The sequence below is a fragment of the Bacillus mojavensis genome, from assembly GCF_012648005.1.
GTDB classification, from domain to species: domain Bacteria; phylum Bacillota; class Bacilli; order Bacillales; family Bacillaceae; genus Bacillus; species Bacillus mojavensis.
The window spans coordinates 3266910-3293283 of record NZ_CP051464.1 but is presented as its reverse complement, the minus strand read 5'-3'; the positions used below and the strand labels follow the sequence as shown (position 1 = coordinate 3293283).

The 26374-nt window shown below is 45.1% G+C and carries 25 protein-coding genes and 1 other annotated feature; of the genes, 20 read left to right on the top strand and 5 right to left on the bottom strand.

The genetic code is table 11. From position 1 onward, the window contains the following. Positions 1 to 87 precede the first annotated feature (87 nt). The 10 genes from HC660_RS17225 (at position 88) to HC660_RS17180 (ending at position 9682) form a co-directional block, all read left to right on the top strand. A complete protein-coding gene (locus HC660_RS17225) occupies positions 88 to 993 on the top strand; it encodes an ABC transporter ATP-binding protein (protein ID WP_168748785.1) in 906 nt (301 codons plus the stop codon). A 1-nt stretch (position 994) separates the two neighbouring features. Further along, positions 995 to 1732 carry an ABC transporter permease gene (locus HC660_RS17220; protein WP_010331930.1) on the top strand — a complete coding sequence of 246 codons (738 nt, stop codon included), beginning with the start codon at positions 995 to 997 and terminating at the stop codon, positions 1730 to 1732. A 3-nt stretch (positions 1733 to 1735) separates the two neighbouring features. After that, entirely contained in the window at positions 1736 to 2851 is a 1116-nt protein-coding gene (locus HC660_RS17215) for a sensor histidine kinase (protein ID WP_168748784.1), read from the top strand. Between the two features lie 19 nt (positions 2852 to 2870). Next, entirely contained in the window at positions 2871 to 3473 is a 603-nt protein-coding gene (gene yvfU, locus HC660_RS17210; RefSeq protein ID WP_010331928.1) for a two-component system response regulator YvfU, read from the top strand. 11 nt (positions 3474 to 3484) lie between these two features. After that, positions 3485 to 3643 carry a hypothetical protein gene (locus HC660_RS17205; RefSeq protein ID WP_154648865.1) on the top strand — a complete coding sequence of 53 codons (159 nt, stop codon included), beginning with the start codon at positions 3485 to 3487 and terminating at the stop codon, positions 3641 to 3643. A gap of 245 nt (positions 3644 to 3888) precedes the next feature. Beyond that, on the top strand, positions 3889 to 4605 hold the full coding sequence (locus HC660_RS17200) for a (Fe-S)-binding protein (RefSeq protein ID WP_010331927.1): 717 nt from the start codon (positions 3889 to 3891) through the stop codon (positions 4603 to 4605). A 27-nt stretch (positions 4606 to 4632) separates the two neighbouring features. Further along, complete coding sequence (lutB, locus tag HC660_RS17195) at positions 4633 to 6072, top strand: lactate utilization iron-sulfur protein LutB (RefSeq protein ID WP_010331926.1); 1440 nt, start codon at positions 4633 to 4635, stop codon at positions 6070 to 6072. Further along, the gene (gene lutC / locus HC660_RS17190; protein WP_168748783.1) at positions 6072 to 6794 is read left to right on the top strand and encodes a lactate utilization protein LutC; all 723 of its coding nucleotides are present in this window, start codon (positions 6072 to 6074) and stop codon (positions 6792 to 6794) included. The genes lutB and lutC overlap by 1 nt, the downstream gene beginning before the upstream one ends. A 105-nt stretch (positions 6795 to 6899) precedes the next feature. Continuing rightward, positions 6900 to 7934 (top strand): glycosyl hydrolase family 18 protein, encoded by a 1035-nt coding sequence (locus HC660_RS17185; RefSeq protein WP_168748782.1) that lies wholly within the window; start codon positions 6900 to 6902, stop codon positions 7932 to 7934. A 97-nt stretch (positions 7935 to 8031) separates the two neighbouring features. Continuing rightward, positions 8032 to 8270, top strand: a binding site (T-box leader). A 68-nt stretch (positions 8271 to 8338) separates the two neighbouring features. Further along, on the top strand, positions 8339 to 9682 hold the full coding sequence (locus tag HC660_RS17180) for an amino acid permease (RefSeq protein WP_010331923.1): 1344 nt from the start codon (positions 8339 to 8341) through the stop codon (positions 9680 to 9682). Between the two features lie 39 nt (positions 9683 to 9721). Here HC660_RS17180 and HC660_RS17175 read toward each other — a convergent pair whose 3' ends face one another. Further along, positions 9722 to 10639: a DMT family transporter gene (locus tag HC660_RS17175; protein ID WP_168748781.1), complete on the bottom strand. Its 918-nt coding sequence runs from the start codon at positions 10637 to 10639 to the stop codon at positions 9722 to 9724. Positions 10640 to 10737: 98 nt separating this feature from the next. On the opposite strand from HC660_RS17175, the gene HC660_RS17170 reads away from it, so the two are divergent. Both HC660_RS17170 and HC660_RS17165 read left to right on the top strand, forming a co-directional pair. Further along, positions 10738 to 11610: a LysR family transcriptional regulator gene (locus HC660_RS17170; RefSeq protein WP_168748780.1), complete on the top strand. Its 873-nt coding sequence runs from the start codon at positions 10738 to 10740 to the stop codon at positions 11608 to 11610. Between the two features lie 159 nt (positions 11611 to 11769). Further along, positions 11770 to 12780 (top strand): LLM class flavin-dependent oxidoreductase, encoded by a 1011-nt coding sequence (locus HC660_RS17165; protein ID WP_010331920.1) that lies wholly within the window; start codon positions 11770 to 11772, stop codon positions 12778 to 12780. A 46-nt stretch (positions 12781 to 12826) separates the two neighbouring features. On the opposite strand, the gene araR is transcribed toward HC660_RS17165, so the two are convergent. Continuing rightward, positions 12827 to 13915: an arabinose utilization transcriptional regulator AraR gene (gene araR / locus HC660_RS17160; RefSeq protein WP_010331919.1), complete on the bottom strand. Its 1089-nt coding sequence runs from the start codon at positions 13913 to 13915 to the stop codon at positions 12827 to 12829. 203 nt (positions 13916 to 14118) lie between these two features. Between araR and araE the strand changes: the two genes are divergently transcribed. From araE to gap, 3 genes are all read left to right on the top strand, one after another. Then, on the top strand, positions 14119 to 15513 hold the full coding sequence (araE, locus tag HC660_RS17155) for an arabinose-proton symporter AraE (RefSeq protein ID WP_168748779.1): 1395 nt from the start codon (positions 14119 to 14121) through the stop codon (positions 15511 to 15513). 297 nt (positions 15514 to 15810) lie between these two features. Beyond that, complete coding sequence (gene cggR / locus HC660_RS17150; RefSeq protein WP_010331917.1) at positions 15811 to 16833, top strand: gapA transcriptional regulator CggR; 1023 nt, start codon at positions 15811 to 15813, stop codon at positions 16831 to 16833. A gap of 46 nt (positions 16834 to 16879) precedes the next feature. After that, complete coding sequence (gap, locus tag HC660_RS17145) at positions 16880 to 17887, top strand: type I glyceraldehyde-3-phosphate dehydrogenase (protein ID WP_010331916.1); 1008 nt, start codon at positions 16880 to 16882, stop codon at positions 17885 to 17887. 112 nt (positions 17888 to 17999) lie between these two features. Here the strand turns inward: gap and HC660_RS17140 are convergent, their stop codons facing one another. Beyond that, on the bottom strand, positions 18000 to 18152 hold the full coding sequence (locus tag HC660_RS17140) for a hypothetical protein (protein WP_154648864.1): 153 nt from the start codon (positions 18150 to 18152) through the stop codon (positions 18000 to 18002). A 48-nt stretch (positions 18153 to 18200) separates the two neighbouring features. On the opposite strand from HC660_RS17140, the gene HC660_RS17135 reads away from it, so the two are divergent. Genes HC660_RS17135 through eno form a run of 4 tightly spaced genes read left to right on the top strand, consistent with a single transcriptional unit; the run spans position 18201 to position 23025 of the window. Continuing rightward, positions 18201 to 19385 carry a phosphoglycerate kinase gene (locus HC660_RS17135; protein ID WP_010331915.1) on the top strand — a complete coding sequence of 395 codons (1185 nt, stop codon included), beginning with the start codon at positions 18201 to 18203 and terminating at the stop codon, positions 19383 to 19385. Positions 19386 to 19415: 30 nt separating this feature from the next. Further along, positions 19416 to 20177: a triose-phosphate isomerase gene (tpiA, locus tag HC660_RS17130; protein ID WP_010331914.1), complete on the top strand. Its 762-nt coding sequence runs from the start codon at positions 19416 to 19418 to the stop codon at positions 20175 to 20177. Then, on the top strand, positions 20170 to 21705 hold the full coding sequence (gene gpmI / locus HC660_RS17125) for a 2,3-bisphosphoglycerate-independent phosphoglycerate mutase (protein ID WP_168748778.1): 1536 nt from the start codon (positions 20170 to 20172) through the stop codon (positions 21703 to 21705). The genes tpiA and gpmI overlap by 8 nt, the downstream gene beginning before the upstream one ends. A gap of 27 nt (positions 21706 to 21732) precedes the next feature. Further along, the gene (gene eno, locus HC660_RS17120; protein ID WP_003151625.1) at positions 21733 to 23025 is read left to right on the top strand and encodes a phosphopyruvate hydratase; all 1293 of its coding nucleotides are present in this window, start codon (positions 21733 to 21735) and stop codon (positions 23023 to 23025) included. Between the two features lie 45 nt (positions 23026 to 23070). Here the strand turns inward: eno and HC660_RS17115 are convergent, their stop codons facing one another. Further along, entirely contained in the window at positions 23071 to 23532 is a 462-nt protein-coding gene (locus HC660_RS17115; RefSeq protein ID WP_168748777.1) for a GNAT family N-acetyltransferase, read from the bottom strand. A 132-nt stretch (positions 23533 to 23664) separates the two neighbouring features. On the opposite strand from HC660_RS17115, the gene HC660_RS17110 reads away from it, so the two are divergent. Continuing rightward, a complete protein-coding gene (locus HC660_RS17110) occupies positions 23665 to 25482 on the top strand; it encodes a zinc ribbon domain-containing protein YvbJ (protein WP_168748776.1) in 1818 nt (605 codons plus the stop codon). Between the two features lie 39 nt (positions 25483 to 25521). Here the strand turns inward: HC660_RS17110 and HC660_RS17105 are convergent, their stop codons facing one another. Further along, positions 25522 to 26223 carry a zinc ribbon domain-containing protein gene (locus HC660_RS17105; protein ID WP_168748775.1) on the bottom strand — a complete coding sequence of 234 codons (702 nt, stop codon included), beginning with the start codon at positions 26221 to 26223 and terminating at the stop codon, positions 25522 to 25524. Positions 26224 to 26374: the final 151 nt, after the last annotated feature.

Below are 26374 nucleotides of genomic sequence, written 5' to 3'. Positions count from 1 at the left end.
TTGTCATCTCATATTCATGACACCCCTTACTAAAAATCATCTGTTCCGGTATTTTACAATTGATGTAAGCAATCAGGAGGTGCTCATGTGATGAATGAGGTTGTGTCAGTAAGAAATGTCACAAAATATTTTCAGCAAAAAACAGCAGTGAAGAACATTCAATTCAGCATAGGAAAAGGAGAGATTGTCGCCATCCTCGGCCCGAATGGCGCAGGGAAGACAACAGCGATCTCTATGATGCTGGGATTGCTGAAGCCAAGTGAGGGTGAAATCAAATTATTTAACCGTCAGCCTGATGAAAAACAGGTGCGTCAAAAAATCGGCACCATGCTGCAGGAGGTGAGTGTTATGCCGGGATTAAAGGTCTGCGAAACCCTCGAGCTTATCCGCAGTTATTATCCCCATCCATTATCCATGAAAGAGCTTGTTTCACTGACAGCACTCACAAAAGAAGATTTGAAAACACCGGCAGAGAAATTATCCGGCGGCCAAAAACGCCGTCTGAGCTTTGCTTTGGCACTTGCCGGCAATCCGGAGTTACTAGTATTTGATGAACCAACTGTCGGAATGGACACGACATCCAGACACCAGTTTTGGAAGACAGTGAATAGCTTGGCGGATCAAGGAAAGACCATTATTTTTTCAACCCATTATTTACAGGAAGCAGATGATGCCGCACAGCGCATTTTGTTTTTTGCTGAAGGACGGCTTGCCGCAGACGAAACGCCGAAACAAATCAGGGCAAGGATTCAGAAACAGTCTGTTTCTTTTAAGGTTTCATCGGATGAATCATTGGAAAAGCTTTATCGGCATCCGGAAGTAGAACGAGTGACGCAAAAACATCAGCGAGTCAGCATTCAAACGTCAAATACTGATAAAGTGTTGGCGCTCATCTTTCAAGAACACATCAATGCACGTGATATTCGAATCGAACAAGGAACACTTGATGAGGCATTTCGACAGCTTGCTGACGGGAACAGGGAGGCGATGTGAGATGAACATGTTGCGGAAACAGTGCATAGCTGAAATGAAAAGGGTGCTCAGGAATAAATATTTTGTGTTTTGGTCGCTTGTTATGCCGATTGCCTTTTACTATCTCTTTACAAACGTAGTGAATACCAATGTCGCTGACAAAGGCGCCTGGAATGCCCATTACCTAATGTCTATGACAACCTTCAGCGTAATGGGCTCGTCTATGATGACGCTTGGAATCCGTTTGGTACAAGAACGGGCACAAGGCTGGTCAGTTTTTATACGCATCACGCCTCTTCCGGATCATATTTATTTGGCGGCTCAGATGATCGGGCAAAGTGTCATTCATCTTTTATCTATTACTGTCATTTTTCTTGCGGGCGCCATCATAAACAGCATTGACTTGTCACTGTTTGAATGGGTGATGAGCGGGCTTTGGATTTTAATTGGCGCATTTCCGTTCTTAGCGTTAGGAACATTAATCGGTCTCATGAGAAAAGTAGAAACGGCAGCCGGGGTCAGTAATGTGCTTTACATGCTGCTGGCGATAAGCGGGGGCATGTGGATGCCGATCGAGGTCATGCCGGACATATTGAAAAACATAGGGCAGTGGCTCCCGTCTTATCATTTTGGAAGCGGAGCGTGGGCTCTTGTTCAGGGCGAGCTTCCAACCTGGAAAAATGTTCTGATGTTAATCGCTTATTTAGTGATCTTCATGCTACTATTTAAGTATATAAGAAGAAAACAAGAAGCGGTGTAATACATGAAACTTATAAAATCCATATTCCCCAAGCAATTCGGTTTTTTCCCTTATATCTTTTTGGTGTATACCATTATGCCGTTTCTTTCTTTATTGAGAGAATCGGGCAGCAAACAAGTGCTGGGATATGGCATGCTGCTCCTATTTGTTGTGACATATCGTCAATTGTTCGTCAGTGCGGACAGACCTTCATTTACGTATTGGTTATGCGCGCAAATGGCCATTATTTTTATTTATAGTTTGTTTTATCATATCAGCTATATTTATTTAGGCTTTTTCCCGGCAAACTTTGTGGGCTATTACCGCGAGAAAACGAAGTTCAACCGTGCTTTCTTTGGTCTTGTTTTCATGCTGGTATTTCCTTGCGTGTATCATTTTCTGGCGGATTCGGCCTCGATCAGGGAGCTGTTTTCTGTTCTGCCGTTTCTGGTCATTATGCTGATTTCTCCCTTCGGAATTCGTTCCATGTTTCGAAGGATAGAGCTTGAAAAAAAGCTTGACCAAGCCAACGAACATATAAAGGAACTCACCAAAAGGGAGGAACGTGTTCGGATAGCACGCGATCTTCATGATACACTCGGCCATACCCTCTCGCTCCTCACGTTAAAAAGCCAGCTGATTCAGCGGCTGGCGGCAGCAGATGCAGAACGGACCAAGCTTGAAGCGAAAGAAATGGAAACAAGCTCGCGTGCGGCACTCAAACAAGTTCGTGAGCTTGTTGCGGATATGAGAACGGTCACCATGACGGAAGAGCTAGCCAACATTCGGCACATTTTAAGAGCGGGTAATATTACCTTTCAATACGAAGGGACCGAAGATTTTTCAGACATCTCTCCCGTCACTCAAAATATTGTCAGTATGTGTATGCGGGAGGCAGTGACAAATATCATCAAGCACAGCAAAGCGACCCATTGTGCAGTCACCATTTCTCAATATGCCGACAAAATGACCGTTGTGATACGGGACGACGGAACAGGAGCGGTGAAGGAGAAGATGTTTGGGAATGGATTGCGGGGAATGGAAGAGCGGCTGATGTTTATTGACGGAGGACTGACTCTTTCAGCCCAAAACGGAACGGTGTTGACACTGACGATTCCGCTCATTAGAAAAGCAGAATGATAGGAGGAGGACGAAATAGATGATTCGTCTATTTATTGCCGAGGACCAGCGAATGCTTTTAGGCGCTCTGGGATCCTTGCTTGACCTGGAAGAGGATATGAAGGTCATCGGACAAGCGTTAAATGGAGAAGAGGCGCTGAAAGCCATTCTCAAGCTGGAGCCGGATGTCTGCATCATGGACATTGAAATGCCGGTTTACAGCGGGCTGGAGGTTGCAGAGGAGCTAATGAAAAAAGGCTGTAAAAGCAAGGTCATTATTCTGACAACCTTTGCCCGCCCCGGATATTTTGAACGCGCCGTCAAAGCCGGCGTACACGGGTATCTTTTGAAGGATGGGGAAATCGACGATCTGGCAGATGCCATACGAAAGTGTGTAAAGGGAAAACGGATGTTCAGCCCGGAATTAACCTTCAACATGATTCGTGATGAAAATCCGCTGACTGTAAGAGAACAACAAATACTGCGGCTGGCTGCTTTAGGCAAGACAACAAAAGACATCACACTTGAACTCTATTTATCTCAAGGCACAGTCCGAAACTATATCTCAGAAATCATCCAAAAACTGAATGCAAAAAATCGGACAGAAGCGGCTAGTATAGCTGAGGAGAAAGGATGGATTTAATGAGGAACCTGGTGAATCGTACAGAACCAGGTTCCTTTTTATTTACATGGTTATTTTCTGGTTTTCTTATCTGTCCGTCCGCAAAGCTTGTACTATACATCGGGGTTATGGATATGTCAGGTTCAGCGGTCGTCGGTGCTTTTTTGTTTGAAATGCTTTTGCGCTCATGAGGTCTTTCGTTTCTTTATCTCTTTGTGAAAACATATAAGAAATACAGAAAGTGTGTGCAAGAACATGAAAAAGCAGTATCGCTTTTTTAAACGCGCTGTCCTATGTACAGGCGTTTTTTTATTGCTGAAATCATTAGAAAATGCTTTCAATTTTGTGTCCAAATAGTGTACGATATTGGTAAATGCTTTAACTTCAGGTCATCAGATGACCAGATCATATATTGGGGATGAGAGAGGGGTTCATCATGAAAGTCTCACTTTTTGTCACTTGTCTTGTTGATATGTTTCAAACAAACGTAGGAAAAGCAACGGTAGAGCTGCTTGAGCGGCTCGGATGTGAGGTTGATTTTCCGGAGGGGCAGATCTGCTGCGGCCAGCCGGCTTACAACAGCGGTTACGTAAATGACGCCAAAAAAGCAATGAAACGAATGATCGAAACGTTTCAGGAGTCAGATTATGTCGTCAGTCCATCCGGTTCCTGCACCACAATGTTCAGGGAGTATCCGCACCTGTTTAAAGATGATCCGAAATGGGCGGATAAAGCGCAGAAGCTGGCCGATAAAACGTATGAATTAACCGATTTTATCGTCAATGTCCTTGGGGTAGAGGATGTCGGCGCAACCCTTCATAAAAGAGCGACCTTACATACGTCATGCCATATGACAAGGCTGCTCGGCGTATCGGAGGAGCCGATGAAACTGCTGAGCCATGTAAATGGGCTTGAATTCACGTCACTTCCGGGGAAACACAACTGCTGCGGATTCGGAGGAACATTCTCTGTCAAAATGGCGCAGATTTCTGAGCAGATGGTTGATGAGAAAGTCGCATGTGTGGAGGATACGGGAGCAGAGGTGCTCATCGGCGCTGACTGCGGCTGTTTGATGAATATCGGAGGTCGGCTTGATCGTAAGGACAAGAATGTCAAAGTGATGCACATCGCCGAAGTGCTCAACAGCAGATAACACTTGATACAGAGGGGGAAAAGGATCATGGCGATGAAAATCGGTACTGACGCTTTTAAAGAGCGGGTATCACAGGGGATCGATAATGAATTTATGAGAGGCGCTGTCTCGGGTGCGCAGGAGCGTCTGCGGACGAGACGGCTGGAAGCGGCCGAAGAGCTGGGAAACTGGGAAGAATGGCGTTCGTTATCTGAGGAGATCAGACAGCATGTCCTTGAAAATCTTGATTTTTATTTGGAACAGCTAGCATCCAATGTATCAAACAGAGGAGGACACGTTTATTTTGCTGAAACAGCTGAAGAAGCTTCCTCTTATATCCGCAGCGTGATTCAAAAGAAAAACGGCAAAAAAATCGTAAAGTCTAAATCTATGGTGACGGAAGAAATCAATCTGAATGAAGTGCTGGAGAAGGAAGGCTGCGAAGTGGTCGAAACCGACCTCGGCGAATATATCTTGCAGATTGATGATCACGACCCGCCGTCACATATTGTGGCGCCGGCTCTTCATAAAAATAAAGAGCAGATTCGCGATGTGTTTAAAGAAAGACTGGATTATAAACAGACAGAGAAACCGGAAGAGCTCGTCATGCATGCGCGCGGCATCCTGCGGCAAAAATTTCTGGAAGCCGACATCGGCATTACCGGCTGCAACTTTGCCATTGCCGACACGGGTTCAGTCAGCCTTGTAACCAATGAAGGAAACGGGCGGCTTGTCACGACATTGCCGAAAACACAAATCACTGTCATGGGAATGGAACGCATTGTCCCGTCATTTTCCGAATTTGAAGTGCTTGTCGGCATGCTGACAAGAAGCGCTGTCGGACAGCGGCTGACGAGTTATATTACGGCCTTAACCGGCCCAAAATTGGAAGACGAAATCGACGGCCCGGAGGAATTCCACCTTGTCATCGTGGATAACGGCCGGTCCAACATTCTGGGCACCGAATTTCAGTCTGTGCTGCAATGTATCCGCTGTGCGGCCTGTATCAATGTCTGCCCTGTGTACCGCCATGTCGGCGGACACTCATACGGCTCGATTTACTCGGGGCCGATTGGAGCCGTTTTATCGCCGCTGCTCGGCGGTTATGACGATTACAAGGAGCTGCCGTACGCGTCTACACTGTGCGCAGCTTGTTCAGAAGCCTGCCCGGTCAAAATTCCGCTTCATGAGCTGCTTCTCAAGCATCGTCAGAACATCGTCGAAAAAGAAGGCAGAGCGCCGATCAGTGAAAAGCTTGCGATGAAAGCGTTCGGTCTTGGGTCTTCCTCTTTGTCGCTTTATAAAATGGGCTCAAAATGGGCGCCTGCCGCCATGACGCCTTTTACAGAGGATGACAAAATTTCGAAAGGACCCGGTCCGCTAAAAGGCTGGACGCAAATCCGCGATTTCCCGGCACCGCATAAATCAAGATTCAGAGACTGGTTTACAGACAGAGAGACAGCTGAGCACACAAAGGAGGAGCAGTGATGACGAAGGGAACCATTCAGAATCAAGAAAGCTTTTTAAACCGGATCGCGTCACGCCTTGGCCGTGAAAGAAGAACAGGCGGCGTGGCCGTCCCTGAGTGGGCGCATCAGCCGCAATATAAAACATTTGAAGGGTATTCGCCCGATGATTTAGTCACGGTGCTCAAAAACCATTGTGTCAAAATCCATACTGAGCTGATTGAGACGGATTCAACCGGTCTGTACGATGCCTTGCGTGAACAAGTCAGCCGGTTTTCCGGAGGGCCTGTCATCATTCCCAAGGATCCCCGGTTTGAGGCTTACGGTTTAAAAAGCCTGCTCACCAAAGACTGGCCTGGTGAAGGAACGCAAGTCTGGGAATGGGATGCTGACAAAGGTGAAGAAAATATCAAAAAAGCGGAGCAAGCCAATGTGGGGATTACATTCAGTGAAATCACACTGGCCGAGTCGGGTACGGTTGTCCTTTATTCTTCAAAAGACATCGGCCGCTCTGTCAGCCTTCTGCCGACAACCTATATCGCCATTGTGCCAAAATCAAGCATCGTGCCGAGAATGACACAAGCCAGTGATATCATCCGGCAAAATATTGCTGACGGCATCACGGTTCCCTCATGCATTAACTACATTACAGGACCGAGCAACTCCGCCGACATCGAAATGGATTTGGTGGTCGGTGTTCACGGTCCGGTAAAAGCAGCTTATATTCTCATATCTGACCGCTGATCCAGAAAGCCCGGCTACCTATGCCGGGCTTTCTGCTTGAAAAAACTTCATTTTCCAAAAATTTGGCCGATGAGAAGAGTATGACGTGAAAAAGGAGGAAACGAAATGAAAAAATGGCTGATCATAGCTGTTTCACTAGCGATAGCAATCGTTCTGTTTATGTATACAAAAACAGAAGCAAAGGCGGCCGGTATGACATTAGGCTATACAACTGGGGATACGGCATCATACAATTCTCTTACGAAGTATCATAAATATATCAACTCTATCGCCACTGATACGTTTGCGTTTGATAAAAACGGACGTGTGATTGGCGATGTCCCGAGCAAGCAGCTTACATACGCGAAGAAAAATAAAATCAAAACGTGGGCCGTCATTTCCAATTATAATGACGCTATTTATGATTTTGACGGAAACTTAGCGCATCGGGTCATGACTGACAAAACAGCGAGAAAACGATTCACTGACCAGCTCATTTCTTTGGCAAAAAAACACCACTATTACGGAGTCAATATTGACTTTGAGGCAGTTAATCCGAAAGACCGTTCTGCATACTCAAGCTTCATTCAATATGTCTCACAAGCTCTGAAAAAGAAACATATCAAAACAATGGTATCCCTTCCGGCCAAAAGCGCCGATAATAAAAACGATGACTGGAGCTGGCCGTATGATTATGCGAAAATCGGAAAATATGCGGACTATGTACAAGTCATGACTTACGACGAACACGGCATTTGGGGCGAACCTGGCTCAGTGGCAAGCACAAGCTGGATCAAGCGCTCGCTGCAGTTTTCTGTCAAAAAAATCAAAGCAAATAAAGTGATCATGGGGGTCCCTGCGTACGGCTATGATTGGGATCTGAAAGACGGGAGCGGCAGCTCAGCGAGGGAATGGAATGACATCAAGTCCCTCATTAAGAAGCAGAAAGCAAAGCCGGCATTCAATAAAAAAACAGGTTCTATGACGTTTTCTTACATTGACAAAAAGAAACATAAACATGTCGTTTGGTATGAAAATGAAAAAACAATCGAAACAAAAAGCCGCCTGGCGAAACAATATAAAATAGCCGGTGTCTCTGTCTACGCTTTAGGACACGAATCGGAATCCTTCTGGAAGTCCGTTCAAAAAGGGACAAAATAACAGTTTGTTTTTTCTCGCAAGTTATTGACAGAGAAAACAGAAGCACGTATATTATGTTAATATATTCAGAACGTAAAATTTGAGTTTTTCAGAAAACTAAAACACATAGAATGGGAGCAGTAAAAGAAAGGATCAGTAACAGAGAGCTGCGGGGTGGTGCGACGCAGTCTGATTCTTCTTTGAACTCGCCCGGGAGTGGTAGGACGAAACGGAATAGATTGAATATTCCTTATGTTTTAACGGCTAACCTTCGTTACAGGGTCAAAAAGCTGGATTCTTCTAGGAAGAATCAACAAGAGTGGTACCGCGGTCAGCCGAAGGCTCGTCGTCTCTTTATCTATTCGTATAGATAGGAGACGGCGGGCTTTTTTGTTTTTGAAGACGAGAAGGAGAGGGAAAAAAGGATGGAAAAGGACAATCAGACGTTAAAACGCACGATGACATCCCGCCATATTATGATGATGGCGCTGGGCGGAGCAATCGGTGCAGGTTTATTTAAAGGAAGCAGCTCGGCAATCGATGTGGCAGGGCCATCGGTCATTATTGCATACCTGCTCGGCGGCATTATTTTGCTGTTTATTATGCAGGGGCTTGCAGAAATGGCTGTGCGCAACCGAAACGCGAGAACCTTCCGTGATCTTGTGCAGCAGGTGCTAGGAAATTACGCTGCATATTTCTTGGACTGGATCTACTGGAAAATGTGGGTGCTTAACATTGCAGCTGAAGCTGTTGTCGCTGCAATTTTTATTCAATATTGGCTGCCGGGCTGCCCGATCTGGGTGCTGGCATTAGCAATTTCTCTTGTTGTTACAATTGTGAACTTGCTTTCTGTAAAAATTTTCGCCGAAACGGAATATTGGCTGGCTATGATCAAGATTACCGTTATTATTATTTTTATTTTATTAGGATTGCTGCTCTTATTTGTATCATTCGGTGATCATACAGCGGCCGGGTTTTCGAATCTGACAGAGCACGGCGGATTTTTCCCGCACGGCGGCACAGGGCTGATTACGGCGATGCTTGTCGTGATCTACTCTTACGGCGGTACAGAAATTATCGGAGTGACGCTTGCTGAAACAAAGAACCCGGAAAAGGTTGTTCCGAAAGCTGTCCGCAGCACACTGACACGGATTGTCGCGTTCTACCTGCTGCCGTTTTTCATCATTGTCAGTCTGATCCCGTGGAATCAAGTGAATTCAGTTCCAGAAAGTCCTTTTGTGATGGTCTTTAAAATGGTAGGCATTCCGGGGGCAGACCATATCATGAATGCAGTCATCCTGCTTGCCATCATTTCCTCTATGAATTCAGGTTTATACGGATCGTCCCGCATTTTGTATACACAGGCAACTGACGGAAGATTGCCGCGGGTCTTTTCTAAGCTTTCATCGAAAAACGTCCCGATGTTTGCGATCCTGATGTGCACTTCTTCTTTATATATTGGTGTATTGATTTCTCTGTTCGCCGGAAGCCAGACGTTTAATTACTTAATGGGGTCACTGGGATATACAGTCTTATTTATTTGGCTGATCATCGGATTCGCTCATTTGAAATCGAGAAAAGGGCAAACAGAAACACCAGCCTATTATGTAAAATGGTTCCCGTACACCACATGGTTTGCGATTCTGGCGTTACTCGCCATTCTGATCGGGGTCATCATGACAACGTCAATTGTCATTACCAGCATTACTGCGGCGATCTACCTTTTGATTACAGTTGCATATTTGGTCAAAGGCCGCAAGCACCAGTAAATAAGAAACCCTCTTGTCACATCCGACAAGAGGGTTTTATTATTGTGAAGCCTTCTCATTTACACAGATCAACGCAGCTTTCTGTGCTTTTGATTTTGAATTCACGAGGCAGATGCTTGTGACAATCAGCAGCAGACCCGCCAAGAGGCTTAAGGTAAGCGGTTCATGCAGAAAAATGGAGCTGGCTACGATTGAAATGAGCGGAATCAAGAAGGTGTAGGACGCGACCTTGCTTGCTTCTCCTGAACCGACAAGCGTAAAAAAAACAAGCCAGCCAAGCGCGATGACAAACACTGAGATGAACATTAGACTGGCGACAAATGGGACTGTCCATTGGATCGCGGAAAAGCTCTCTGTCCAGAAGCCGGATACGAGCAAAAATACACTGCCAATCGTCAGCTGCAAGGCGACCATCCAGATGGAATCGACGCGGCTGCCTGTTCTTTTCATAAATACTGTTCCGAATGCCCAGCTGAGCGCGGAACCTAGAGCCAGCAGAACCCCTATGACAGAAATATGCCCGCCAAAGCCCGCGGCACTGATGACAGCAACCCCGGCAAAACCGAGCACAAGCCCGATCACTTTCAACGTAAACATGGATTCGCCGAGCCACATCCAAGAAAAGACACCCATCAGCACCGGCTGAAAGAATACGATAGCTGAAAACAGACCAGCCGGAAGATAATTCAGCCCGATCGTTTGCAGTCCGTAGAATAACGTAATATTTAAAAGAGCAGAAACAAGATAAATCGGCCACGTCTCTTTAAAACGCAGTTTATGAATACGCGGCAGTGCAACAATCACTAATAAAAGCCCGCCGATCAGCGTCCGGATGCCCGCAAACAATAAAGGCGGCGAAAAGGCGAGCGCGGCTTTCGACAGCGGCCAATTGATGCCCCACATGATAACGAGAAAGGCGAGAAGGAGCGCTGCCCGCGTTTTTGATAGCTGTTTCATTTTTGATCACTCCTTGTAGATCATTTCTATCATATGATACGGTAGAACATAAGATAAATAAAATGAATCTTTTTTATGAGGAGCATAAGTGAATAGTTATGACCATTACACAATTAAGAGTTTTCGTCAAAGTAGCTGAAACGGGGAGTTTTACAAAAGCGGGACAGTTGCTGAACATGACACAGCCGGCTGTCAGCCATGCTATTTCTGCGATTGAAGCCGAGCTTGATGTGAAATTGATCATCCGTGACCGCCGAAACGGCCTGATGCTGACGGACACGGGAAAAAAGATCTTAGTCCATATCAGAGAAGTGTTAAAAGGAATCGAAAAAGTTGAGCAGGTCGCAGCGGCAGAAAAAGGGCTTGAGCTGGGGACGATTCATATCGGCACATTTCCAACCGCCTCCGCTTATTTTATGCCGAAGCTGATCAGCGAGTTTAAACAAAGGTATCCGAAATTGGAGCTTGTTTTGCATGAAGGAACCGTAGACGAAGTCAAGGAGTGGCTCCATACACGGATGATTGATGCCGGCATTCTTCTGTATCCGGCAGACAAGATGGAGTACATTCGGCTGAAAAAAGACAAAATGGTCGTCGTGCTGCGTGATGATCATCCGCTGTGCAGCCGATCAGCCATTACGCTGAAAGATCTCGATTGTGAGCCGATGGTTGTCTGCGACGGCGGCTATGAATCCCCTTTTATCGATAAGTTCAAGCAAGCTGGTTCAACGCTGCACACTGCTTTCACTGTCTATAACGTTAACACCTCGATCAGCATGATCAAAGAAGGCTTGGGGCTGGCGATTTTATCAGAAATGTCGATGTCGGGGATGACGCTGCCGGAGCATGTGGTGACTAGGGATCTCGATCCGCAGGTGTATCGGGATGTGCAGCTTGCCGTTCCTTCATTACATGAGGCTTCTTTGGCGGCTAAGCTTTTCATTGAGATGGCACAGGAGCTTTTTGTATAAAAATCAAATGATGAACGCCTTTTTTATTGTTCGAATTTCATCGAATCAAATTCTTTTCATCCTAAACGCAGTTGTGTTAAGGTGTGATAGAAGTCCTTTCGATAGAGACGTAACAGCATGAGGCTGTTTACTTATATCACAACTGCAAAGGAGAACAATATGTCTAACAACCAACGCAAAGATACCTTGCTTTCTGTCTTGAATTTATCTCCTGTTGTTCAAGGGGGAACGATAGCAGAGTCATTCCGAAACAGCATGGACTTGGCGCGCCGTGCAGAGGAGTGGGGCTATCACCGTTATTGGCTTGCAGAGCATCATAATATCGAAGGTGTCGCAAGCTCTGCCACCGCCGTACTGATCGGCCATATTGCCGGCGGCACAAAGAAAATCCGCGTCGGCTCCGGCGGCATTATGCTCCCGAACCACTCATCTCTTGTAATCGCTGAACAATTCGGCACCCTGGAAACGCTGTATCCCGGACGGATTGATCTGGGGCTCGGACGTGCGCCGGGAACAGACCAATTGACTGCAAGGGCGCTCCGCAGAAACATCAGCAGCGGTGAAGATTTCCCAGAACAATTAGAGGAACTGCGCAATTACTTTAAACCGTCAGGAAATGTGCGCAATCAAGTCCGCGCCATTCCCGGAGAGGGCATAGATGTGCCGATTTGGCTGCTGGGCTCAAGCGACTTTAGTGCCCGTCTGGCAGGTGAACTGGGCCTTCCGTTTGCATTCGCTGCTCATTTCTCACCGGCGAATACGGTTCCCGCTTTGGAGCTGTACCGCAATTCCTTTACGCCGTCAGAAGTGCTCAACGAACCGTATGCGATGGTCGGCGTAACGATTATCGCCGCAGATACAAACGAGAAAGCACAGCACCTGGCTACATCCCATTACCAGCGATTCCTTGATCTTGTCCGCGGTACGCCAAACCAGCTGAAGCCGCCAGTAGAAGACATGGATCAAATCTGGAGCCCATATGAAAAAGCAATGGTTCATCAACAGCTCAGTTCAACCATCGTCGGAGGTCCTGAAGAGGTGAAGGAAAAGCTTGAAGACTTTGTCAAAACAACTCAGGCCGATGAAATTATGGTCAACTCAGAAACCTTTGATCACGCTGACAGAATGCGTTCATTTGAAATCGTGGCTGACATTTGGAAAAACAGATAAAGGCCATAAAAAAGCAATGTAAAGGGGAAACCCATACATTGCTTTTTTATTCATTCAGCTTTCTTGCGGACTGACGGATGATCAGCTCAGGTTCAAAAATGACATCTTCCTGCTTAGGCTTTTTATGCTCCAAACAGTCAATAACATATTTTGCGGCAGCTTTACCCAGAACAGACTTCGGGTGCTTCACGGAGGTTAATTTCACCTCGGAAATTTGCGCGAAATGAGAGTCATCATATCCGACGATGGACATATCCTCAGGCACCTTGATATCCATCTCCCGAAGCATATCAATCACCTTCAGTGCAATTTCATCATTATAGCAAAGGATAGCAGTCGGCATGTTTTTGCTGTTTTTCTCCAGTGTCTCTTTTACTTTCTCCAGCAGCTTCGATTCCTTTTCCTCCGTCGTAAACGTCACAATCATATCCGGGGAAGGGAATAACTCATGCTCACGATGTGCCTGTATAAATCCGTTCATCCGTTTGACACCTTGTGTATCATCAGCTTTAAAAATACCCATCATGTGCGTATGGCCGAGAGAGAGCAGGTGCTCCGCAGCCATCATGCCGCCTTTCACATCATCGAGAGTAAAACTTGGTGCGGCAAGTTCGGCGTATGACGCATTAATCATCGCAAAAGGAATGCCGTTTTTCTCTAAATTGAGATAGTAGCCAATATTCGGCGTTTGCAGAGCGCTTTTGGTCGGTTCTACAATCAACCCGTCAATATGCTGTGACAGCAGGTTTTCTAATCCTCTGCGTTCATTGTCCGGATTGTTGTTTGTGCTTGTCAAAAGCATAGAATATCCCTGCTCGCTTAAATAAGACTCGATTCCCCTAATGATGCTCGGGAAAATATAGTCTGATATGTAGGTCGTCAGAACGCCGATCGTTTTATTGGAATGCAGCGCTGATTTAGCGGAGCGTGAAGCGACAAAGGTGCCCCCTCCTTGCACGCTGTATAGCAGCCCTTGCGATACGAGGTCTCCAATGGCTTTACGAATGGTATGCCGGCTGACGCCAAATTGCTGCATTAACTCGTTTTCGGTAGGGATCTTTTGATCGGGCAGAATTTTACCTTGATTAATCCATGAACTGATTTCTTCTTTTACTTGAGCATATTTTGGTAACATATCTATTCCTCCAAAATGTATACGGACAAATTTTAGTATATCACAGTGATCTATACAAGAAAACATTGACAGAAAATACAAACAGGATTATTCTATATTTGTACGTACTAATGAAGAGCAAATTTCGTTAAAATTTTAAATAAGTACGTACAATTGTAATAGAAAATGTAAACGCTTTACTCAACTTTCGGGAGGGCAGAGAAATGAAGAACACTCCAACTCAATTAGAACCAAATGCTCCTGTAACAAGAAGCCATTCAATGGGATTTGTGATTTTGATATCATGCGCGGCGGGGCTTGGCGGTTTATTGTACGGCTATGACACTGCAGTTATTTCTGGTGCTATTGGTTTTCTCAAGGATTTATACAGCCTGAGTCCGTTCATGGAGGGGCTTGTCATTTCAAGCATTATGATTGGAGGAGTTGTGGGAGTCGGGATATCCGGGTTTTTAAGCGACTGGTTCGGGCGCAGAAAAATCTTAATGACAGCGGCCCTGTTATTTGCGGTATCAGCAGTTGTTTCTGCTGTTTCACAAGACGTGTCGACCTTAATCATTGCGAGGATTATCGGAGGTTTGGGGATCGGAATGGGTTCGTCATTATCCGTCACTTATATTACGGAAGCGGCGCCGCCCGCCATACGCGGAAGTTTATCTTCCTTATATCAGCTCTTTACGATACTGGGTATTTCCGCAACGTACTTTATTAATCTCGCTGTCCAGCGCTCCGGAACATATGAATGGGGCGTGCAAACCGGCTGGAGATGGATGCTCGCTTACGGAATGGTGCCATCCATTATCTTTTTCCTTGTCCTGCTGGTCGTGCCGGAAAGTCCTAGATGGCTGGCGAAAGCGGGCAGAACAAAAGAAGCGTTATCGATACTGACACGTATTAATGGAGAAACTGTCGCAAAAGAAGAATTGAAGAACATTGAAAACTCTTTAAAAATAGAACAAATGGGCTCACTATCACAGCTCTTCAAACCAGGCCTCAGAAAAGCGCTTATTATTGGAATCCTGCTGGCGCTCTTTAATCAAGTGATCGGCATGAACGCCATCACCTACTACGGGCCGGAAATCTTTAAAATGATGGGATTCGGACAAAATGCCGGATTTGTGACAACCTGTATTGTCGGTGTCGTGGAGGTCATTTTTACTGTTATCGCGGTTTTATTGATTGATAAAGTTGGGCGCAAAAAACTGATGTCCATCGGTTCAGCTTTTATGGCGATTTTCATGATCTTAATCGGAACGTCGTTTTATTTTCAGTTAACAAGCGGATTTATGCTGATCTTCTTTATATTAGGTTTTGTCGCCGCGTTCTGTGTATCGGTCGGGCCGATCACATGGATTATGATTTCTGAAATCTTCCCGAACCATCTGCGGGCGAGAGCAGCTGGGATCGCCACCATCTTTTTATGGGGAGCAAACTGGGCGATCGGGCAGTTTGTGCCGATGATGATCAGCTCGTTCGGGCTGGCCTACACGTTCTGGATCTTTGCCGTCATTAACATTCTCTGCTTCCTGTTTGTCGTCACAATCTGTCCGGAGACGAAGAATAAATCGCTCGAAGAGATTGAAAAGCTTTGGATAAAATGAAAACGCTTTAAAAAGTGAAGCCCTTTCGATTGAGAAGGGCTTTTTATTTTGTGCGCACCATTAAAGGTTTGCTGTATAAGATAGAAATATAGAGGGAAAAATAATGAAAGAGAAACGCAGCTGCATAAAACTGCGCGAATATTGTCGATGAATTGGCTCTTAACAGTTGAATAAACATTTCCACCCTGTTAAAATAATTAAAGAAAGCAGAAATAATTTTTTTTGGCTATGATGGGACGTTTTTTGTCATAGCGGGACGTTTGGTGTCCAGCAAAAAAAGGAAGGAACGTTTGAGTCATGAACCAGTTAATACAAGCTCAAAAAAAATTATTGCCTGATCTTCTGCTCGTTATGCAAAAGAGGTTCGAAATCTTGCAGTATATCAGGCTGACAGAACCCATCGGCCGCAGAAGCCTCTCTGCCAGTCTCGGAATCAGCGAGCGTGTGCTGAGAAGCGAGGTTCAGTTTTTAAAGGAACAGAATCTGGTCGATATTAAAACAAACGGCATGACGCTGACAGAAGAGGGTTATGAACTGCTTTCCGTTTTAGAAGATACGATGAAAGATGTTTTAGGTTTGACGCTTTTGGAAAAGACATTAAAAGAACGATTAAATCTAAAGGATGTCATTATCGTATCCGGAGACAGCGACCAATCCCCATGGGTCAAAAAAGAAATGGGAAGAGCGGCTGTCGCATGTATGAAAAAAAGATTTTCAGGCAAAAATATCGTCGCTGTGACCGGCGGTACGACAATTGAAGCTGTCGCCGAGATGATGACGCCGGATTCTAAAAACCGCGAGCTTTTGTTTGTGCCTGCAAGAGGCGGTTTAGGCGAAGACGTAAAAAACCAGGCGAACACCATATGCGCGCATATGGCGGAAAAGGCTTCAGGCACTTACCGGCTTTTGTTTGTTCCGGGACAGCTGTCACAAGGCGCCTATTCATCTATTATTGAAGAACCTTCTGTCAAAGAGGTGCTGAACACGATTAAATCAGCGAGTATGCTGGTTCACGGAATCGGCGAAGCTAAAACTATGGCTGAGCGGAGAAACACACCTTTAGAAGACTTAAAGAAAATAGATGATAAAGACGCGGTGACAGAAGCGTTCGGCTACTACTTTAACGCGGACGGCGAAGTGGTCCACAAAGTGCATTCTGTCGGAATGCAGCTGGATGACATAGACGCCATTCCCGATATTATAGCGGTAGCCGGCGGATCATCAAAAGCCGGGGCGATCGAGGCTTACTTTAAAAAGCCGCGCAACACGGTTCTCGTCACTGACGAAGGAGCCGCAAAGAAGTTATTAAGGGATGAATAATCCCTCAATATAAATATCTCTCACTTATTTAAAGGAGGAAACAATCATGGCAGTAAAAGTCGGTATTAACGGTTTTGGTCGTATTGGACGTAACGTATTCCGCGCAGCATTAAACAATCCTGAAGTTGAGGTAGTAGCGGTTAACGATTTAACAGATGCTAACATGCTCGCTCACCTTTTACAATATGATTCTGTACACGGAAAATTAGACGCTGAGGTTTCAGTTGACGGTAACAACCTTGTTGTTAACGGTAAAACAATTGAAGTTTCTGCAGAACGCGATCCTGCTAAACTTAGCTGGGGTAAACAAGGCGTTGAAATCGTTGTTGAATCTACTGGTTTCTTCACAAAACGCGCAGACGCTGCGAAACACTTAGAAGCTGGCGCGAAAAAAGTAATCATCTCTGCTCCTGCTAACGAAGAAGATATCACAATCGTTATGGGTGTTAACGAAGATAAATACGATGCGGCTAACCACGACGTTATTTCTAACGCATCTTGCACAACAAACTGCCTTGCGCCGTTTGCAAAAGTACTTAACGACAAATTCGGCATCAAACGCGGTATGATGACAACAGTTCACTCTTACACAAACGATCAGCAAATTCTTGATCTTCCGCACAAAGACTACCGTCGTGCGCGTGCAGCAGCTGAAAACATCATCCCAACTTCAACTGGTGCTGCTAAAGCAGTTTCTCTAGTTCTTCCTGAACTAAAAGGCAAACTGAACGGCGGAGCAATGCGTGTTCCAACTCCAAACGTTTCTTTAGTTGACTTGGTTGCTGAACTGAACCAAGAAGTAACAGCTGAAGATGTAAATGCAGCTCTTAAAGAAGCAGCTGAAGGAGATCTTAAAGGAATCCTTGGCTACAGCGAAGAGCCATTAGTTTCTGGCGACTACAACGGAAACAAAAATTCTTCTACAATCGATGCTCTTTCTACAATGGTTATGGAAGGCAGCATGGTAAAAGTAATCTCTTGGTACGATAACGAAAGCGGCTACTCTAACCGCGTTGTTGACCTTGCAGCTTACATCGCTAAAAAAGGTCTTTAATTCATAGCTGAAAAAAGGACCATACTTGGTTCTTTTGAATAGAAGCGCTATAATGAAAGCGGACAAGGGAAGGGGACGGACTCCCTTTCCCTTTTTCCATGAAGACCGGCTTTCAGAAAACGTTCTGTGAAAGAGAAGCATCTGCGCTTTGCAGCTTTCCGGCGCCTTCGCCTGCGGCCACTGCCCTGGCTTCAGACGATCTGCCCTGTGCCGAAAAGTATGCGATCTGCCCTCGCGGAGTCATCGCTTGATCAGACGGTTTCACGTTTTTCGTGCTGCATGCAAACCATTTTGAAGGAGGATCTCCTAAAGCATGAATAAGAAAACTCTCAAAGACATCGACGTAAAAGGCAAAGTTGTATTCTGCCGCGTTGACTTTAACGTTCCAATGAAAGACGGGGAAGTAACAGACGATACACGTATCCGTGCTGCACTTCCGACAATCAAACACCTTGCAGACCAAGGCGCGAAAGTCCTTCTTGCGAGCCACTTAGGCCGCCCGAAAGGCGAAGTCGTTGAGGAGCTTCGTTTAACTCCTGTTGCTGCACGCCTCGGCGAACTGCTTGGCAAAGAAGTGAAAAAAGCGGATGAAGCATACGGTGATGCTGTAAAATCGCAAATTTCCGACATGAAGGACGGAGACGTTCTTGTATTGGAAAACGTACGTTTCTACCCTGGTGAAGAGAAAAATGATCCTGAGCTTGCAAAAGCATTTGCTGAGATTGCAGATGTATATGTGAATGACGCATTCGGTGCTGCCCACCGTGCCCATGCATCTACAGCTGGAATTGCTGAGCATCTGCCAGCGGTTGCAGGTTTCTTAATGGAAAAAGAGCTTGACGTACTCGGAAAAGCAATTTCCAACCCTGATCGTCCGTTCACTGCCATTATCGGCGGAGCGAAAGTAAAAGATAAAATCGGCGTCATCGAAAGTCTTCTTGATAAAGTAGACAACCTGATCATCGGCGGCGGTCTTGCTTACACATTCGTTAAAGCGCTTGGTTATGAGGTTGGTAAATCTCTTCTTGAAGAAGATAAAATCGAGCTTGCGAAAACATTTATGGATCGCGCGAAAGAAAAAGGCGTTAACTTCTACATGCCTGAAGATGTACTCGTTGCAGATGATTTCTCTAACGATGCAAACGTAAAAATTGTGCCGATCTCTGAAATCCCTAGTGATTTAGAAGCAATCGACATTGGTACGAAAACACGCGAAACGTATGCTGATGTCATCAAAAACAGCAAACTTGTCGTGTGGAATGGACCGATGGGTGTATTCGAAATCGATTTGTTCGCTCAAGGAACAAAAGCGGTTGCGGAAGCATTGGCAGAGGCGAAAGATACATACTCTGTCATCGGTGGAGGAGACTCTGCAGCAGCGGTTGAAAAATTCGGCCTAGCTGACAAAATGAGCCACATCTCAACAGGAGGCGGCGCATCTCTTGAGTTCATGGAAGGCAAAGAGCTTCCAGGGGTAGCTGCACTGAACGATAAATAATTTTAAAACTGCTATAAGGAAGTGGAACAGATGAGAAAACCAATTATAGCCGGTAACTGGAAAATGAACAAAACACTCGGCGAGGCTGTCAGCTTCGTTGAAGAAGTGAAATCTTCCATTCCAGCAGCAGACAAAGCGGAAGCTGTTGTTTGCGCGCCAGCGCTTTTCTTAGAAAAGCTGACTTCTGCTGTGAAAGGCACTGACCTTAAAGTCGGCGCTCAAAACATGCACTTTGAAGAAAGCGGCGCGTTCACAGGCGAAATCAGCCCGGTTGCTCTGAAAGACCTTGGCGTTGACTACTGCGTCATCGGCCACTCTGAGCGCCGTGAAATGTTCGCTGAAACTGATGAAACAGTTAACAAAAAAGCACATGCTGCTTTCAAACACGGTATTGTGCCGATCATCTGTGTTGGTGAAACGCTTGAAGAGCGTGAAGCCGGCAAAACAAATGATCTTGTGGCTGACCAAGTGAAAAAAGGCCTAGCGGGTCTTTCTGAAGAACAAGTTGCAGCTTCTGTTATTGCTTATGAGCCAATCTGGGCAATCGGAACAGGCAAATCTTCTACATCTAAAGATGCGAACGACGTGTGTGCGCATATCCGTAAAACCGTCGCTGAAAGCTTCGGCCAAGAAGCGGCAGACAAGCTTCGCATTCAATATGGCGGAAGCGTAAAGCCTGCAAACATTAAAGAATATATGGCAGAGTCCGATATTGACGGTGCTTTGGTCGGCGGCGCGAGCCTTGAGCCACAGTCATTCGTTCAATTATTGGAGGAAGGTCAATATGAGTAAAAAACCAGCTGCACTCATCATTCTTGATGGGTTCGGATTACGAAACGAAACAGTAGGGAACGCAGTCGCTTTGGCGAAAAAACCGAACTTTGACCGCTATTGGAATCAGTATCCTCATCAGACACTGACTGCTTCAGGCGAGGCTGTAGGTCTTCCTGACGGACAGATGGGGAACTCCGAAGTAGGGCACTTAAATATCGGTGCGGGCCGTATTGTGTATCAAAGCTTAACACGCGTAAATGTTGCCATTCGCGAGGGAGAGTTTGAACAAAATCAAACATTCCTTGACGCGATCAGCAATGCGAAAGAAAACAACAAAGCCCTGCATCTGTTCGGCCTTTTATCAGACGGCGGTGTGCACAGCCATATCAATCATTTATTCGCGCTGTTAAAGCTTGCGAAAAAAGAAGGGCTGACAAAGGTATATATCCATGGCTTCCTTGACGGCCGTGATGTAGGTCCGCAAACAGCGAAAACGTACATCAACCAGCTGAACGAACAAATCAAGGAAATCGGTGTCGGAGAAATCGCCAGCATTTCCGGACGCTACTACTCAATGGACCGCGATAAACGCTGGGACCGTGTAGAAAAAGCGTACCGTGCAATGGCATACGGCGAAGGCCCGACTTACCGCAGCGCATTGGATGTTGTTGATGATTCATATGCGAATGGAATTCACGATGAATTCGTTATTCCATCTGTCATCACAAAAGAAAACGGTGAGCCTGTTGCGAAAATCCAAGACGGCGATTCTGTGATTTTCTATAATTTCAGACCGGACCGCGCCATCCAGATTTCTAACACGTTCACGAACAAAGACTTCCGCGATTTCGACCGCGGCGAGAATTATCCGAAAAACCTGCATTTCGTCTGCTTGACTCACTTCAGTGAAACAGTTGACGGCTATGTGGCGTTTAAACCGATAAATCTTGATAATACAGTCGGAGAAGTATTATCTCAGCAAGGATTAAAACAGCTTCGAATTGCAGAAACTGAAAAGTATCCGCACGTCACGTTCTTTATGAGCGGCGGCCGTGAAGCTGAATTCCCGGGTGAAGAGCGTATTCTTATCAACTCGCCGAAAGTCGCAACATACGACTTGAAGCCTGAAATGAGTGCGTATGAAGTGAAGGACGCGCTTGTCAAAGAAATCGAAGCTGACAAGCATGACGCGATTATCCTTAACTTCGCAAACCCAGACATGGTCGGCCACTCCGGAATGGTTGAACCTACAATTAAAGCAATTGAAGCAGTGGACGAATGCTTAGGCGAAGTCGTTGACGCGATTCTCGTTAAAGGCGGACACGCCATCATTACCGCTGATCACGGTAATGCTGATATTCTGATTACAGAATCAGGCGAACCGCACACTGCACATACAACAAATCCAGTCCCTGTAATTGTAACGAAAGAAGGCATCACGCTGCGTGAAGGCGGAATCCTAGGCGACCTTGCACCAACGTTATTAGACCTTCTCGGTGTTGAAAAACCGAAAGAAATGACTGGAACATCTTTAATTCAAAAATAAGCTGAAAATCAAAGGAGAGACAAACTCATGCCATACATTGTTGATGTTTATGCACGCGAAGTATTAGACTCCCGCGGCAACCCAACAGTTGAAGTTGAAGTATATACAGAAACAGGAGCATTCGGCCGCGCATTAGTGCCAAGCGGAGCTTCTACAGGTGAATACGAAGCAGTTGAGCTTCGTGACGGCGACAAAGACCGTTACCTTGGAAAAGGCGTGTTAACAGCTGTTAACAACGTAAACGAAATCATTGCTCCAGAGCTTCTTGGCTTTGATGTAACTGAACAAAACGCAATCGATCAGCTTTTAATCGAGCTTGACGGTACTGAAAACAAAGGCAAACTTGGTGCGAACGCAATTCTTGGCGTATCTATGGCTTGTGCGCGTGCTGCTGCTGATTTCTTACAGATTCCTCTTTACCAATACCTTGGAGGATTCAACTCAAAAACGCTTCCTGTACCGATGATGAACATCGTCAACGGTGGAGAGCATGCTGACAACAACGTAGATATTCAAGAATTCATGATCATGCCTGTAGGTGCTCCTAACTTCCGTGAAGCACTTCGCATGGGCGCTCAAATCTTCCACAGCCTGAAATCTGTTCTTTCTGCTAAAGGAATGAACACAGCTGTAGGTGATGAAGGCGGATTCGCTCCAAACCTTGGTTCTAACGAAGAAGCGCTTCAAACAATCGTTGAAGCAATCGAAAAAGCCGGCTTCAAACCTGGCGAAGAAGTAAAACTTGCAATGGATGCTGCATCTTCTGAGTTCTACAACAAAGAAGACGGCAAATACCATCTGTCTGGCGAAGGCGTTGTGAAAACGTCTGCTGAAATGGTTGACTGGTACGAAGAAATGGTTTCTAAATACCCAATCATCTCTATCGAAGATGGACTTGACGAAAACGACTGGGAAGGCCACAAGCTTCTTACTGAGCGTCTTGGCAAAAAAGTTCAGCTTGTTGGTGATGACCTCTTCGTTACAAACACGAAAAAACTTGCTGAAGGTATCAAAAACGGCGTAGGCAACTCTATCCTGATCAAAGTAAACCAAATCGGTACATTGACTGAAACATTCGATGCGATCGAAATGGCGAAACGCGCAGGCTACACTGCTGTTATCTCTCACCGTTCTGGTGAAACAGAAGACAGCACAATCGCTGACATCGCTGTGGCAACAAACGCAGGACAAATCAAAACAGGTGCTCCGTCACGTACGGACCGTGTTGCGAAATACAACCAGCTTCTTCGCATCGAAGATCAGTTGGCTGAAACTGCTCAATACCACGGTATTAACTCTTTCTACAACTTAAACAAGTAATAAAATGACCGCCGAGAGAAATCTCGGCGGTTTTTTTGGTGCTTTTTACAGATCCAAATAAAGCCTCACCATATCACGGCATTGAATGCCGTTTTCAAAGATCTCCTCCTCATAATGTCTAATAAAAAAATCATGGTCGATCGCTTGCAGGCGAAATCCGCATTTTTGATAAAGAGAAAGCTGATGGATGCTGGAATTCCCAGTGCCAATCTCAATCACCTTTGCTCCCATATGTTTCGCTTTTTCGATGGCGTCGCGGATAAGAAGCTTGCCGATGCCTTGTTGTTGCATGGTTTGTTTTACTGCGATGTTAACGATTTCTACGGTTTGCGGTCTAGTTGTGATGATCACGTATACACCAGCTAATTCGCCCGATATATAAGCTGTGTAGCATTCTCCTCTGGCAATGTATTCATCAACAATTTCTTTTGACGGATCGGCGAGCAGCAGAAGCTCATACAGCGCTTGATCATAGTTTGTCGCTTTTTGAATGGTGAGCTGTTGCATCATCATTCCACCTTTTCACATGTTTATAGAGATATTTTCGTGATTTCCTCCAATTTCATACCATTCTATTATAAAATATGTAACATAGGAAATATGTACAAAATAGTGGATAACAAATAGGAGGAAAGTCACATGTTTTGTAAGGAATGCGGTCAAAAAAATAATGAAGGGGCCAAGTTTTGTAAAGAGTGCGGCACCCCGATCGGAGGGAGCGGCAGACAGGCAAATAAAGAAACAGCAAGCACTGCTGAAACGAGGCAGGCACCGCGAAAACCAATCCCTAAGAAAACCATCATGTTATGGAGCAGCATTGCCGCAGCGTGCGTCATATTATTCGCCGCATATAAAACCGGAGCGTACTTGACTTCAAAGGATAGGTTAGTCGACAAGTTTGAACAGGCTGTAAATGAGGAAGATAAAGACCAAATCGCGTCTCTCCTTACGCCGGTAAATGACAAGCTTAAGCTGACTAAAAATAATGTAAAGCCGTTTCTTACATATTTGAAGGATCATCCTGACAAAAAAGATGAGCTTTTTGCATCGCTGCGTGCTGAAACAGTCCAAAAGGATATTGTATACGCGGAGAAAGATGGGAAAAGCTTGCTAGTGTTTGACCATTATGATTTAAAAATAGCACCTGTTTATTTTGAAGTAACCAGCAATTATAAACATACGGATCTCTATGTGAATAAAGAGGATGCAGGATCTATAAAGAAAGCGGATCAAGCACAAACCCTCGGACCGTACATTCCCGGCGAATATACTGTCTCAGCCAAACTGAAAAACGATGTAGTCGATCTTGTGAAAAAGGAAGACATTCAGGCGGTTGGTGACAACAGCTTCCATGTTGATCTCTCATTAGAAGCAGACAATGTAACATTCAGCTTAGCGGATGACATCAAGGATGGAAAGGGAGAGTTGCTCATTAACGGTAAAGCCATTCATAAGGATCCGTTCAAATCTGTCACATACGGCCCGCTTCTGACAGACGGATCAATGACAGCTGCGGTCGAAGCGGAGTTCCCATGGGGAAAAACAAAAACAGCGGGCGTGCCGATTGATAGCAAAGAAATGGAGTTAACGTTAATTCCTGACCAAGACACACAAGAAACAATCATGAACACGATTGTCAAAACGACAAAGCAATATTCCAAAGCGCTTTCTGATGGAAATACAGCTCAGATGACAGAGGCAAGTGCCAGTTGGAAAGCCGAAGTAAAAGAGAACGTGGACTCGATGAAAAACACGGATTCTTACTTGAAAGATAAATACCTGGAAACAGACTTTGATTTGGATACATTTGCTCTATCCCAGAAGAATGACGGTACATGGCAGGCGACGGTAAAAGGAAAAGAACTTCACCAGTCCGCTAATTATAATGACTATACGAAACCTGAAATGTCGGATGAAAGCCCGAGCTATGAATATCTGCTTTCATATGATAAAAAACAGAAAAAGTGGATTTTCGAAGATACGGAATCAACTTTTGATTCTGCCGGAACAAACATAAGGAAAATAAAAAATGATCATGCAGAGACGTACACGTCAGCCTGGGCAGACGCAAAAGGCAAGAAAGCAAGCGTAAGCCCATCGACCGGCGATGTCACGGATGAACAAGTGACATCATTTATGGTTAGTTATCTGACAAATCAATCAACCGCAGTGAATTTAAATGAGTTTGCGGTCATGGAAGGCAATCTGGAAAAAGGAAGTTCATTATATAATGATCAGCAGAAATTGGTTAAGAAGCTGTACAGCGAGGGGACGACTGAAGTATTTATTGATGTAGAGGTAAAAAGCTTTAATCAAAGCGGCTCGACTATCACAATTAAAACATATGAAGAATTTGATATTACAAAATCAGGCGGCGGTACAAAGCGCAGAACATACAACTGGACCTACACCGGCGTAGTGAAAGACGGAAGAATTTATTTAACATCTATTCAATAAAAACAAACCCCCATCACCAGCAGGTGATGGGGTTGTTTTTTAAAAGAAGATATAACGGAAAATCTCTTTGATATAATGTTCGATGATGAACCGAAACGCAACGCACGTGATCAGATAAATCACAATGGTTGAGTAAATGATATCAGCCTTTCCTTTATACGAATGCTGGTAACTGCTCAGCATCGCAGGGGGAATAGCGAAGAATGTGCCGATTAAACCAATTGCTAACACGGTGAAACAAAGATCTGTATGTAATAAAAACAATAGAAGTGCAAAAATCAAAATAGCTGTAAACGGAATAAGAAACGCACCAAATCTGGATAGTGAATCTTTAAATGACACGTGGTTTCCCGCGATTTTTAAGGAAAAAAAGATCAATGCATGCAACCCGAAAATATAAAGGGCAAAGTAAATGGTTGGCTTGAAAAAGATTTCTGTAAAGCTCGCACTGCCGGGACCATTTGAAAAAAGAATATAAAACATCAGCGGAGTTAGTAAACTGAAAAGCACCATTGTAATGATTCCGCTGATCAGCTGTTCTCCACCTGTTGTTTTGCACTCCTGATAAGGGCGTTTCAGAACAGCCAGGACAAATGAACCGAACTGCTTTGCTGCTTGTTTTGCAGCCTCAGCTCCCGCCTGTGCTCCTTGATTTTCGCCCGCTTGGCGTGGAAGAGGCGATCCGCATTTCTCACAAAATTTTCCGCCATCTGCTTGATGGCCGCATTGAGGACAAAACATATGATGACTCCTTTTACATGTAATATAGGGAAAATAGACTAATAAGGTCATTATAAAAGAAAAAAGTAGAAAAGTAACCAATATCTATCCAAAAATTTTCTCCAAGATTATGTATCAGAAAAAGACACGGGCTGCCAGATGCGAACCCGTG